Genomic DNA, 13293 nt, shown 5'->3' on the forward strand with positions numbered 1-13293 from the left:
AAAGCTTATCATTTTTAGAGACATAGTTTTTTTTCAGTTAAAAATCCAGTATTTTAGTCGTTTAAAATCTGAGAATGAAAAGTAAAACTAAGAAACCGATACTCATTTTATTAACATCGTTAGCCATTGCTAACTTTTCTGCACAGGAAAAATTAACCCAATATATTGATCCACTGATCGGAACTGGAGGGCACGGCCATACGTATCCGGGAGCATCACTTCCTTTTTCCATGGTCCAGCTAAGTCCGGATAACGGACGTGGCGACTGGGATTGGGTGAGTGGTTATCATTATACATCCGATTATATTGCTGGATTCAGCCATATGCACCTTTCCGGAACCGGAATTGGTGACTGGCTGGATATAGCTGTAATGCCTTTGTTAAAACCTGTAGAACAGTCTGTAGTAGATACACGTACATTCTATTCACATAAAAATGAAAAAGCTGCAGCCGGATTATATCAGGTAAAGCTGGATAACGGAATAACAGCGAAACTGACATCTACAGAAAGAGTAGGATATCACCAGTATACATTCCCGGCAGGAATAACTGAACCAACTATCCGTCTGGATCTGCATCATGCTTTTAACTGGGATAAACCCACTGATACAAAGTTAACTATCGTAGATAATAATACCATTATTGGACAACGATTCTCTAAAGGCTGGGCGCAAAACCAGAGAGTGTTTTTTGCTTTAAAGACATCTAAACCGATCAAAGAAATTTTGCTGAACGGTAAGAAATCTAAAGACAAAGAAATTTCGTCTAAGGAAACAGGTGTAAATGCACAGTTAGTTTTTAATCCTTCAGATGCGGTAGAAATAAAAGTAGCACTTTCTACAACCAGTGCTGATAAAGCTTTGGCAGCACTAAATGAAATTCCGAACTGGAATTTTGATCAGGTAGCAGCTAACGCAGATAAAGTATGGGAAAATGAAGTTTCCAAAATTAAAATAGAAGCTAAAAGCAAATCTCTGAAACGTATTTTCTATTCCGCTTTGTATCATACAGCCCTGACGCCGACTTTGTATTCGGATAAGGACGGAGAATATGGCAATTATAAAAATGAAATCAAGAAAATGCCGAACGGTGAACAGCGCTATACATTATACTCTTTATGGGATACTTTCCGTGCGGAACATCCTTTGTTAACGATTACGCAACCGGAAAAATATACTTCTCTTATCAATAGTATGTTGGCCTTTTACGATGAATATGGCCTACTACCGGTATGGGACTTAAGTACAAACGAAACCAACACCATGACGGGATATCATGCTATTCCGGTGCTGGCAGATGCAATACTGAAAGACATTCCGGGGATTGACAAAGAAAAAGCATATAAAGCAATGTTGGCCAGTGCGTTCCAGAAAGTAAGAGAAGTGCCTGCGTATAACGAATATGGCTATGTTCCTCAGGATATAGGTGGTGGTAGCGTAACCAAGACATTGGAATATACTTTTGATGATTATGCAATTTCTTTGGTAGCGAAGAAACTAGGCAAAACAAAAGACTTTGAAACTTTTAGTAAAAGAGCCAAAAATTACCAGAAGCTTTTCGATCCTAAGACCGGATTTATGAGAGCGAGATACAAGGATGGTAAATTTGTAGAGCCTTTTGATCCTTTTTATTCAGAACACGAATTCGATAAGAGTCAATATATTGAAGGTACTGCATGGCAGCATTCCTTCTTCGTACCTCATGATGTAAGAGGACTTGCAAAATTATTCCCGGCTAAAAACGGACTGAGTAAAATGCTGGATGCTCTTTTTGTAGCACCTTCTGTAATGCATGGCGATTTTACTTCTCCGGATGCCAGCGGATTTATAGGGCAGTATGCTCATGGTAATGAACCAAGCCACCATATTGCTTATATGTACAGTTATATTGGTGAAGCATGGAAAACACAGGAGCGCATCAGACAGATTATAGATACAATGTACAGCGATAAGCCGGATGGATATGCCGGTAATGAAGATGCCGGACAAATGAGTGCGTGGGCAGTATGGTCTATTATGGGATTATATCCTGCAAATCCGGTAACCGGAGAATATGTTTTCGGAAGTCCTTCGCTAGATAAAGCAGAAATTAAAATGCCTAATGGTAAGAACTTTACAATTGAAGCTAAAAATAATTCCCAAACGAATATTTATATCCAATCGGTAACTTTGAATGGTAAGCCATACGATAAAGTATATATTACACATGACGAAATGCTGAAAGGCGGTAACTTAACCTTTAACATGGGGGCTACGCCCAATAAAAATTTTGGGAAAGATCCTAAGAGCTGGCCAAAGTCTATGGAAAACTAAAAGACGACATCTCAATAATAAAAAATGCAGCCTCCAGGAGGCTGCATTTTTTATTTGTAATAGCTGGAAATGCTTTACAGAATTTCCTCTATCATTTCCCATTTCTCTTTCAATAGCTTTTCAAGTTGATTGATTTCTTCCTGATACATTGTTTTTTTTCTGGTACCGAAATATAAAGTATTTTCTACAGGATGAGTTCCTTCCCATACCATTTTAATTTTTCCGGAATTCAGAACATCAGCACACAGAAAATCCGGTACTACTGAGAAACCTTTGCTATCGCTAAGACATCGGATAATTGAGCTTATATTCGGAACGATATAATTGGGGCTAAAATCCGGATGCTCTCCAAAATGCTTTAACCAGAAGTTTTTAAGGTGTTCCATATCAGCTGCAGTGCTGTACCATAATTGTTGTTTTAGTAAATCTGCGGCATCCTTTATTTTTCCCTCATGTAATAATTCTTCCAGATCAGTTGTGTCTGTTTCGCTTCCGGCAATCAGAACAATTCTTTCCTTAGAAAAAGGTTGATACTGAATATTTTGCTGAGATCCTTTTTGTGGAGTAATAATCAGGTCCAGCATACCACTATCCAGATCATGCTGCATCTGCGGATATTCTCCAAATTTAATGATCAGATTAAAAGGAAGCTCAGAAATATGTTCCTCTAATGTATACTGAAAGGTTTCAAAACACATTCCTACGCTAATAGTAACCCGCTCACTTTGCGTACGCTTATGGAAATGCTGTTCTCCCTCTTCCAGCTTTTTCATAGAATCTAATATATAATTATAAAGAATCTTTCCTTTTTCGGTAGGGACCATCTTTCGCGCAAGCCTGTCAAATAACTTATTTCCGGTAAATGCTTCCAGAGAGTTCAGGTGCAGGCTAACTCCCGGCTGTGATATAAATAACTCCTGAGCCGCTGCAGACAGGGTTCCTGTTTCGTATATAGCTTTGAAAGTACGAAGCCATTCCAAATTCCAACGCATAACTATAATTTTTATGATACAAATATACAATTTAAATTATTTGTATTATAAAAAATTCTGATAGAAATTTGCACTATCAATTATTAAAATTATATAAATGAAAAAGAGTCTGCTGTCTCTTGCTTTAGGAGGACTAGGAATAGGGATTACCGAATTTACCATTATGGGAATGTTGCCCGACGTGGCAAGAGACCTTAGTATTTCTATACCACAGGCGGGTTATCTTATAACTGCCTATGCACTTGGAGTAGTAGTGGGTGCTCCGCTTTTGGTTGTGGGAATGAATAAGTTTTCACCTACCAAAACCTTAATTCTGTTAATGATTTTATTTACAGTATTTAATGGATTGTCTATCATAGCCCCGGATTATGAACTTTTAATGGTTTCCAGATTTATTTCCGGATTACCACACGGAGCCTTTTTCGGAGTAGGATCAGTTGTGGCCAGCCGTTTGGCGGACAAAGGAAAAGAAGCTCAGGCTGTAGCAACAATGTTTTCCGGACTAACAGTAGCCAATCTTTTGGGAGTTCCACTGGGAACATATATAGGACATCATTTTTCATGGCGTTATACTTTTCTGCTTATTGCTATTATTGGATTACTTACAATACTGGCTCTAAAATTATGGATGCCAAAAACGGAAGCCAGAAAAAGCAAACAGAACCCTTGGAAAGACTTTTCTATTTTCCGTAGCAGCAATGTATGGTTTATGGTGCTTATCTTTTCTGTAGCTCCTGGAGCACTTTTCGCCTGGATTAGTTACATCGCTCCGTTGATGAGTGACGTATCCGGAATCGCAGAGCAACATCTTCCTTATGTTATGGTTTTGGCAGGACTTGGAATGTTTGTAGGTAACCTTATAGGCGGAAAACTGACAGATGCCTTTTCTCCTTCAGTTATCGTTATTGCAGTGCTTGTATTTCAGATTGTATGTATGATGACTATTTATTACACAGCGACTAATGCCTGGGCATCCCTTGTAATGACTTTCCTTACCGGAGTTACCACTTTTGCACTTGTACCTTCACTTACATTATTATTACTGAATTCAGTAAAAAGCGATGCAGAAATGCTGGTAGCCTCTTTAGGCCCTGCCTGTTTCAATATAGCAAATGCTTTGGGCGCTTTTCTTGGAGGTGTGCCTATAGAAAAAGGTTATGGCTACACATCTCCGGTACTGGTAGGAGCAGCGATGGCAGCAGTCGGGATCGTAATATCTCTACTATATCTAAGAAGAAATAAAAAACAAAAATATGCTGTTGAAGCATGTTAATCATAAGATTATTAATTCATAAAATATTATCATCATGAACACTAACATCTTTGAAGAAGTAACTAAAGGTTCATTACAATTAAAAAACAGAATTGCAATGGCTCCTATGACCAGAGCCAGAAATGAAGACGGAATTCCAAAAGATTTTAATGCAGAATATTACGCACAAAGAACAGGTGCAGGCCTTATTATTACTGAAGGAACAGCGATCTCATCTACTTCAAAAGGAGTACTTCATATTCCTGGATTATATACCACCGAACAAACTGAAGGCTGGAAGCTTGTAACCAGTGCTGTCCACGGAAAAGGAAGCAAAATATATACACAGCTATGGCACGTAGGAAGAGTTTCACACGTTTCTAATCAGCCGGATAGACAAGCTCCGGTAGCACCATCGGATATTCAGGCCGCAAATTCCAATGCCTGGGGTTATGATGAAAACGGAAAAGAAGGCTTTGTGATTAGTTCTAAACCACGGGCTCTGGAAACAAATGAAGTAAAACAAATAGTTCAGGATTTTGCTACTGCAGCTCAAAATGCTATAAAGGCAGGCTTTGATGGTGTTGAGCTTCACGGGGCAAATGGCTACCTTATTGAGCAGTTCCTGAATCCGTTCATCAACAACCGTACAGATGAATATGGTGGAAGTATCGAAAACAGATCCCGCTTTTTACTAGAAGCTATAGATGCCAGTATTGAAGCAATAGGTGCAGATAAAGTTGCGATTCGTCTAACGCCATATGGAGGCCTGCATGAACTTCCACAATATGAGGAAATAGAAGAGACTTATCACTATCTAGCAACAGAACTTTCCAAAAGGAATATATCATATATCCATATCATGGATCAGAAATCAAGAGGAAGTTTTGCTTTACCTGAAGGCTTTATGGAACGTTTCCGTAATTGGTACGATGGTGTCATTATTCTTGCTGGTGGAATGACAAAAGAAAAATCTCAGGAACTTCTGGATGCCGGAATTATTGATATCGCTGCATTTGGAGAAGACTTTATCGCTAACCCTGATCTAGTGGAACGCTTAAAAAATAACTGGCCGCTAACACCCCCAAAAAGAGAACTGCATTATGGTCTTACCATGGAAGGCTATCTTGATTGGGAAGTATATAACAAAAATTAATCAGAATAATAATATAATTGAAATAAAAAAATGGAATTCAGAAAATTAGGAAATACAGATTTGGAATTATCAGCAATTACTTATGGAGCATTCGCTATTGGTGGTAACATGTGGGGAGGTAACGAGAAAAAAGACTCGATAGAATCTGTAAGAGCATCAATTGACAATGGTGTAACAACTTTAGATACAGCTCCTTTTTACGGTTTCGGACTTAGTGAAGAAATGATTGGTGAAGCTATTAAAGGTTACGACAGAAGCAAAATTCAGTTATTGACTAAATTCGGATTGGTATGGGATGGTAGCAACCAGGGAAAAGGAGAGTTTTTCTTCGATGCTGAGGAAGCCGGAAAAACAATTCCTGTATACAAATATGCTTCTAAAGCCAGTGTAATTAAAGAAGTAGAGGATAGCTTAAAGCGTTTGCAGACTGATTACATCGATTTGTTACAGATTCACTGGCCAGATGCTACAACTCCGATTTCGGAAACAATGGAAGCTTTAGAAATCTTATTACAACAAGGTAAAATACGCGCTGCCGGAGTTAGCAACTATAGTGTAGAACAGGTTGCAGAAGCTCGTCAAAGTCTGAATATTGCCAGCAACCAGATTGGTTACAGTATGCTAAACCGTGGTGTTGAAAATGACCTGGTACCATACGCATTGGAAAACGATCTTGGAATTATTGTTTACAGCCCAATGGAAAGAGGATTGTTGACAGGAAAATATTTTAAAGATGGTAAACTGAAAGATAATGACCACAGAAATGGTTACTTTCAGCAGTTTGATCTTGAAAAAGTGAAAACATTCCTGGAAACTATTACTCCGATTGCTGAAGATAAAAATTCAACACTTTCTCAGTTGGTATTGCGTTGGACAAGTCTGCAACCTGCAATTACAGTAGTCCTGGCAGGAGCAAGAAATGCTGAACAAGCTGCAGCAAATGCTAAGGCAATGGATATTAATCTTACTGCTGAAGAATTAGCATTTATCAATACTGAACTTTCTAAAATCTAAAAAAGATGGACATAGCATATACTCCAGAACTGCGATAAGGAGGAGTATATGCTAAGTTCCATTCATTAGAAACATAAAGATATACAAATGAAAAAAAATATAATTAGCAAATTATTGCTATCCGGAATGCTTATATCAGGAGTTTCCGGTATATATGCCCAAAACAAAACATTAATAGATCCTAAAGATACCAGCTGGTATACTTCGCCTTATGGAAAAGGAGATGAAATAGGAGCTGCTAATCTGATGACACCAGAACTGGTTTTACAATCAGTAAAGCTGGTGAAGAAAGGTAAAACACTTCCTTTAGCTGTTCCGGTTGACAAGGATTTGCCAGCCTTCCGCCACCGTAGTTTTAATCTTTATAATATCCAGCCGGGAGAGCAAGGAGGAAAGACATTAGGCCCAAACAAGTTTAGTTTTAATGATGAGCTTGTAAATGCCTGGACTGGTGTTGGTACACAGCTAAATGGTATTGGCCATATTGGTATCGATAACGTGTATTACAACGGAAACAAAGCAACAGACTTTGTAACTGTAGAAGGCGTAAAAAAATTGGGTGTGGAAAAAGTTCCGCCAATGGTTACCCGTGCCGTAGTATTGGATATGACAACATATTACGGAAAAGATATTGTTCCGGGAGGGACTGAATTTACTTTAGCAGATATTCAGGCAGTTCTTAAAAAAGAAGAATTAAGCCTTAAAAAAGGAGATGTAGTATTATTTAACACAGGTTGGTTGGAGTTGATCGGAAAAGATAATAATCAATTTCTGGAAACAGAACCCGGAATAGGAATGGAAGCTGCACAATGGCTGGCCGACCAGGGAATTATTGCTTTTGGAGGTGATACCTGGGCATCCGAAGTTTATCCTAATCCTAAAAGTAAAGAAGAGTTTCCTATTAACCAGTTTATGTTGGCTAAAAGAGGAATCTATAATCTTGAACTAATAGATACAAGATCTTTAGTTAAAGAAAAAGTTTGGGAATTCCTGTTCGTATTAGGACAACCTTTGTATGTAGGGTCTACCCAGGTAAATGTTAATCCGGTTGCTATTTACTAATAAAAACTTTCTTAAATTGAATGTATAATTGTAGAAAGACAGCTAAAAAACAAACCTCTCATTTTTTAGTGAGAGGTTTGTTTTCTTATAGAGCTATACATAATAATTGTTATTTGAAAGCCTCTTTTAGTTTTCTATGTCTGTTTCTTTTCATCGTTTCTACCTTTACATGCCGGAAAGGTTTGATTACTTTCTTTGTTGCTTTTAATGAACGCAGGTATATGCTTATTAATAATGAAATACACGCTGCTGTACCCAGTACTCCGCCAAAGCCGTTGAACTCCTTACTAATGTTGTAATAGATAATAGTAAAGACAATTGGGGCGATGAACAGATTGAAATTTTTATAATGCTTTCTGGAGGTAATCATCCCGATGAAGGTAGAGCCTATCACCAAAAAAGGGATGTCCCGTGGTATATCGTAGTGTAAAAAGCTTTCGTTAATCTGATATATTCCACCGATGATAAGAGCTAAAAGACTGGATGATTTTATAGCTCCCAGCTTTAGATAGCGGTTCAGATAAAAAGTAAGCCAGCTGCCTGTTATAACAATAAGGATGTGAAGAATAAGTGGCATTACATGAAAAATTTAAAAATGATATAAGAGTACATAACACCCATAAAAGCCAGTGTACCCAATTTTCCGCCAATTCCGTGAAAGAGGTGTTGTGTGAATGCATAAAAGACAGCTGTGAAGAAAGTAGCTGTAAACAAATAGTAATAACCAAATTCCAGTTTGCTCATCCCTACAAAGGCACCACAATAAATTGCGATAGGCCAGTTTTTGGAGGATCTGAATTTCTTTATTTTTGGAAGCAGGCTTCCGACAAAGCCTACAAGTCCGGCAGAAAATACAGTGTTGAATCCAATATTGTGTTGCAGAAAGTAAGTGGTAAAGCTACCGGCTAAAAAGAAAAGAAAAAGCTCATAATGGAGCTCTTTCTCATGTTCTATATGTAGTCTCTGTGGCTTTCGGTATCCAAAAAACAGAATAACAGCCATCAGGATAAATACCACTACAAACCAGGTATTAATATTCTTTTCTTTTACAATAGCAATAACAAAGTACAGCTGTGCCAAAATGAAAAGGAATAATAAAATACGGGGTATAAGTTTGTACAAATCTTTTTTTTTTGCAAAATTACCACTCAAAAAACAAAAATAAAAATTTGTTACTCAGAATCTTTATGAAGCCAGACAACTTTCTGTTCAGGTTGGTGTACCTGTCCGATAATATCACGATATAGATCCGGTCTTCTGGCTTTTCGGTAACGATAGCCGCCCGCCATTTTCAATTTTTCTTTTGTGAGTATAGATGATACGAAGCTGTCTTCAAAAGTTTGACATTCATTCAGAATATCACCAAAAGGGTCAATAATCATGGAGCATCCATTTTTAAGTTGATCATCGTCCATGCCGATAGGATTGGAGAAAACGACATAAATCCCGTTATCATAAGCACGGGCCGGAAGCCACTTCATTAACCAGTCTCTTCCCTTCATTCCATTAAACTCTAGCCGGAGTGATGTCGGGTCATTCTCTCTGTTTTCCCAAAGCTCAGGATCTACGAAGCCTGCTCCGGGTCGGGAAGATGGTGTACACATGGTTACATGTGGCATAAAGATTATTTCAGCACCCAATAGGGTGGTTGCTCTGACATTTTCAATAATATTGTTGTCATAACAGATGAGTATACCACATTTCCATCCTTTTATTTCAAATATGCAATATGCGGTTCCCTGATTCAGATGTGGATTAATAAAAGGATGCAGCTTTCTGTACTTGGCAACGAGACCAGTTTTATCTACGCATACATAGGCTTTGTAAAGATTGTTATGCTCATCTTTTTCAAAAAGTCCCGCAAGAACAACAATGTTGTTTTCTGCAGCTATCTGTTGTAATCTAAGTACACTTTCGCCCTGAGGAATTCTTTCTGCAAGTTCCAGCATTTGTTCTTTCGTGAGCTTTCGGGCAAAAGTATAACCTGTAATAGAGCATTCGTGAAATGCAATAACATCCGATCCTTCTTTGGCAGCCTGCTTAGCGAGTTTTTCAATAACTGAGAGGTTGTACTCTTTATCACCACTTTTATGCTCGAACTGAGCAGTAGATATTTTTATTTTGTCCATTTTATCTTTGATTTAACGGAAACAAAATTATAAGCCTCTAAAATTTAAAAATTGTACAAAACCGACATTATGGTTTTATGATGTTCAGGAAATTGGTGGCGAGCTTTTGGGTTTTATCTGCGTATTGTTTGGGAGTTATCCCGGTATGCTTTTTAAATTCACGGATCAGATGCGACTGATCGGAATAATGAGCACTATAGCCCAATGAAGTCAGAGATGAAGAAGTATCCGGATGGCTTAGGAGTTTTAGAAAACGGTGCAATCGTATAATGTTGGAAAATGCCTTGGGAGATATACCAATATGCTCTTTGAATATTCTTTCAATATGCCGTTCCGAATAACCGGAGCGTTTTACAAGATTACTAATAGTTCCAGATCCTTTGTCTTTATACAGAATATCCATAAGACTTACAGGTATACTATTATCCTTTGTTATGCCGGTGGTATAAGTTTTCAGGAAAAATAAATTTAGAAGTTGTATTTGTTTTTCATGACTTTTAGATTCGGACAGTGCTTCTGTAAGGAAGTCTATATCTGGGAAAATATGACTGGCATCTGTAATTTGGTTTTTCATTTCATACGCCGGAATACCTGTCAGCTGTTTCATGCCTAAAGGACTAAATACAACAATGATAAAAGAAAATCCGGAGTTGGTATACAGATCCCGGAAGTCACTAATCTGACCATATAAAAAAGAGGTTGGAAGCTGAGCTTTATTACTTAGATCCGTCGTTAGACCTCCCTGAAGTGAAAATACAATTCCTGTACTGCCGTCGGTAAACAAACGCAGTATTCCCGTTAACTGTTGTGTACTCTCCAGAAAGAGATAGTGTCGGATAAAAGGTCGCAGATATTGATCCGGAAGGAATTGCATAATGCAAATTTAAAAAGGAGTTTTAATTAACAGCTTCCTTTTGGAAACTTTTATCTCTATTTATAGTTTTTATAATAGCTTTAGTTAAGAGAAAATAAAGGATTAGGTTCAAATTTCGGAGAGATAGATAAAATATACCTCGAGATAGCGTTCCTCCGGAATATCTGACTTTTTGATGCATCTGTTTTTATACAGATCAGGCTCCTCTGGAGCATCTTTCTGATTTCTCATGATGATAGTATAAAGTATAGTTTGCCATAATGGATGAGAAACTCCGTTAGGAGCTTTATCTCTAGAGATTATAATTATAAATGTTTCGAATCCAAAATAAACAGGAAAATCATAGCATAAAAAAACATCATAGGTTTCTAAAACCTATGATGTTTGTATATTGAATAGTTTATCGAGATACAATTAACCTAATAAATGAGGCTTCTCATTATATGTTTTCCAGATGAATTCACCAAATAACGTATTTGCCCAGGCAAACCATTTACGGGTGAAGTTTGTCGGATCATCTTTATGGAAAGATTCATGCATAAATCCTGTTCCACCATGCGTTTTTACAAGCATCTGAACACATTCCCTGATCTCTGCATCATTATTGGAAGTCAGTCCTCTCATTGTAATAGCAATTGGCCAGATATAGTCACGCCCAATGTGTGGTCCGCCAATACCTTCTCCGGCTTTACCCTTAAAGAAGAATGGGTTGTCTGCGGAAAGAATATACTTTCGGGTTCTTTGGTAGACTTCATCGTTTACATCCACAGCTTCAAGATAAGGCAGAGCCAGTAAGCTTGGTACATTGGCATCATCCATCATTAAATAACTTCCGAAACCGTCTACTTCATAAGCGTAGACTTTACCGAATTTAGGATGATTTACAATTCCGTGCTCTTTAACAGCTTGTTCCACCTCATCAGCTAAAGCTAAAAATTTCTGTGCAAGGTCATTCTCTTTCTTTACTTCTCTCAGAATTTCAGCAGAATGTCTAAGACTTACTACAGCAAAAAGATTCGAAGGAATAAGGAATGAGAAAATTGTAGAGTCATCAGAAGGGCGGAAGCTGGAGCAGATAAGTCCTACCGGCTTTACAGGATAGCCATAACCGTCAACCTGCAAAGTATCGGACCCTCGTGGTGTAGTTCTCATGAATTTATATGGACCAAGATCGTTTTTACGTTGCTGCTCTGTGAATGTTTTATAAATATTTTTTTGCGCCTGTACCCATTCATCATTAAATGGAGTAGTATCGCCGGATATTTTCCAGTAATGATAAGACAGTCTTATTGGATAACAAAGTGAATCTATTTCCCACTTACGTTCGTGGATACCAGGCTTCATATCAGTATGATCGCTAAACCATTCTCCTTTTTTAGTTGGATCATTATAAAAAGCATTAGCATATGGATCTATATTAATGCACTTACTTTGTTTACGGATAAGTCCCTGAATTAGTTCCTGAAGCTTTTTATCACTTTTCATCAGCTTCAGATATGGCCATACTTGTGCGCTGCTATCACGAAGCCACATAGCGTCGATATCTCCGGTAATAACATAAGTAAGGTTTTGTCCGTTTTCCTGATACGGAAATACAGTTGTGTCTAATGTATTAGGGAAACAATTGTTGAACATCCATGCGAGTTCCTTATTCTTTACCTTTTTACCAAAAGTATCAATAGCCTTCTCAATTGCAGGGCTTGTAAACTTTCTGCTGGCTTGCGGAGTTCTCACTACAGGGAAATCATAAAAAAAGTCAGCTGCAAGCACTGTTTTAGGTGTTAATAACCCGATACCAGCCAATGATGCATTTTTAATAAAATCTCTTCTATCCATTTAGTATTTAGTTTTTTTATTCTGAATAACTCCAAATATACTGATTTTATTAAGAATAATTCTCTTTTAATATAATGCAGTTGTGCTAATAGCGGGCTAAAAAGAAAACTCCCTTAAAAAGGGAGCTGTATTACTTATTTAAGTTTATGAATAAATTTTATCTTTCATAGTAAGTTCTTTCATAATCATTGATACCATCTTTATCATAATCTCCAAGATATTCTCCCATAATTTGTAACTTGGTTGTTGTTAGTTGTTCAACTGTTCCTTCATATGCTTCTGAAGAAGAGTGTTTAATAGCTAATTTTTTTGTGGTTGAATTATAAGAATAAGATATTGAAAATTGATCCTCTATTACGCATTTACCAGCGAAGTTATCATAGGCCACCACATTATATTTATTATATGTAGTAAATTCAAATCTTGAATTTTTCTGACACTCATTTGATAATTCGGTTTCCAGAATTCTTTTCATATCTTTTCCAGAAATTACTTCTTTTTTTACTGCTTTCCATGTTCCTGTAATAGATACAGCGTCATTATTGTTTTTATTTTCATCATCTTTTCTACAAGACACAAGTAATCCTATCGCTAAAGTAGTTAGTAATATTTTTTTCATAAACTGAATTTTAGCCAATATATCATTTTTTTGTGATATTTATTTTT

The 13293-nt window shown here is 37.2% G+C and carries 13 protein-coding genes; 5 read left to right on the top strand and 8 right to left on the bottom strand.

The window, feature by feature from the left end:
* Positions 1 to 74: 74 nt before the first annotated feature.
* Positions 75 to 2312, top strand: a complete 2238-nt coding sequence (locus tag BAZ10_RS18560; RefSeq protein WP_078773317.1) for a GH92 family glycosyl hydrolase — start codon at positions 75 to 77, stop codon at positions 2310 to 2312.
* A gap of 74 nt (positions 2313 to 2386) precedes the next feature.
* Here BAZ10_RS18560 and BAZ10_RS18565 read toward each other — a convergent pair whose 3' ends face one another.
* Positions 2387 to 3304, bottom strand: coding sequence for a LysR family transcriptional regulator (locus BAZ10_RS18565; protein ID WP_078721597.1), 918 nt, complete (start codon positions 3302 to 3304; stop codon positions 2387 to 2389).
* Between the two features lie 97 nt (positions 3305 to 3401).
* Here BAZ10_RS18565 and BAZ10_RS18570 point away from each other — a divergent pair, with 97 nt between their 5' ends.
* The 4 genes from BAZ10_RS18570 to BAZ10_RS18585 all read left to right on the top strand — a co-directional run bounded on the left by BAZ10_RS18570 (position 3402) and on the right by BAZ10_RS18585 (position 7788).
* On the top strand, positions 3402 to 4577 hold the full coding sequence (locus tag BAZ10_RS18570) for an MFS transporter (RefSeq protein WP_078773318.1): 1176 nt from the start codon (positions 3402 to 3404) through the stop codon (positions 4575 to 4577).
* Positions 4578 to 4611: 34 nt separating this feature from the next.
* Positions 4612 to 5712, top strand: coding sequence for an alkene reductase (locus tag BAZ10_RS18575; protein WP_078773319.1), 1101 nt, complete (start codon positions 4612 to 4614; stop codon positions 5710 to 5712).
* 30 nt (positions 5713 to 5742) lie between these two features.
* Positions 5743 to 6726: an aldo/keto reductase gene (locus tag BAZ10_RS18580; RefSeq protein WP_078773320.1), complete on the top strand. Its 984-nt coding sequence runs from the start codon at positions 5743 to 5745 to the stop codon at positions 6724 to 6726.
* 87 nt (positions 6727 to 6813) lie between these two features.
* Positions 6814 to 7788, top strand: coding sequence for a cyclase family protein (locus tag BAZ10_RS18585; RefSeq protein ID WP_078773321.1), 975 nt, complete (start codon positions 6814 to 6816; stop codon positions 7786 to 7788).
* 109 nt (positions 7789 to 7897) lie between these two features.
* Here the strand turns inward: BAZ10_RS18585 and BAZ10_RS18590 are convergent, their stop codons facing one another.
* The 7 genes from BAZ10_RS18590 to BAZ10_RS18615 all read right to left on the bottom strand — a co-directional run bounded on the left by BAZ10_RS18590 (position 7898) and on the right by BAZ10_RS18615 (position 13246).
* Positions 7898 to 8365, bottom strand: a complete 468-nt coding sequence (locus tag BAZ10_RS18590) for a hypothetical protein (RefSeq protein WP_078773322.1) — start codon at positions 8363 to 8365, stop codon at positions 7898 to 7900.
* Positions 8365 to 8910 carry a hypothetical protein gene (locus BAZ10_RS18595; protein WP_078773368.1) on the bottom strand — a complete coding sequence of 182 codons (546 nt, stop codon included), beginning with the start codon at positions 8908 to 8910 and terminating at the stop codon, positions 8365 to 8367. Before BAZ10_RS18595 ends, BAZ10_RS18590 begins: the two co-directional genes overlap by 1 nt.
* Before the next feature lie 50 nt (positions 8911 to 8960).
* On the bottom strand, positions 8961 to 9917 hold the full coding sequence (locus BAZ10_RS18600) for a nitrilase family protein (RefSeq protein WP_078773323.1): 957 nt from the start codon (positions 9915 to 9917) through the stop codon (positions 8961 to 8963).
* A gap of 67 nt (positions 9918 to 9984) precedes the next feature.
* Positions 9985 to 10791, bottom strand: a complete 807-nt coding sequence (locus BAZ10_RS18605) for a response regulator transcription factor (RefSeq protein WP_078773324.1) — start codon at positions 10789 to 10791, stop codon at positions 9985 to 9987.
* A 108-nt stretch (positions 10792 to 10899) separates the two neighbouring features.
* On the bottom strand, positions 10900 to 11022 hold the full coding sequence (locus BAZ10_RS19415; RefSeq protein WP_260262928.1) for a hypothetical protein: 123 nt from the start codon (positions 11020 to 11022) through the stop codon (positions 10900 to 10902).
* A gap of 183 nt (positions 11023 to 11205) precedes the next feature.
* Entirely contained in the window at positions 11206 to 12627 is a 1422-nt protein-coding gene (locus tag BAZ10_RS18610) for a glycoside hydrolase family 125 protein (RefSeq protein WP_078773325.1), read from the bottom strand.
* A 157-nt stretch (positions 12628 to 12784) separates the two neighbouring features.
* Positions 12785 to 13246 (bottom strand): lipocalin family protein, encoded by a 462-nt coding sequence (locus BAZ10_RS18615; RefSeq protein ID WP_078773326.1) that lies wholly within the window; start codon positions 13244 to 13246, stop codon positions 12785 to 12787.
* Positions 13247 to 13293 lie beyond the last annotated feature (47 nt).

Source organism: Elizabethkingia occulta, assembly GCF_002023715.1.
Lineage (GTDB): Bacteria > Bacteroidota > Bacteroidia > Flavobacteriales > Weeksellaceae > Elizabethkingia > Elizabethkingia occulta.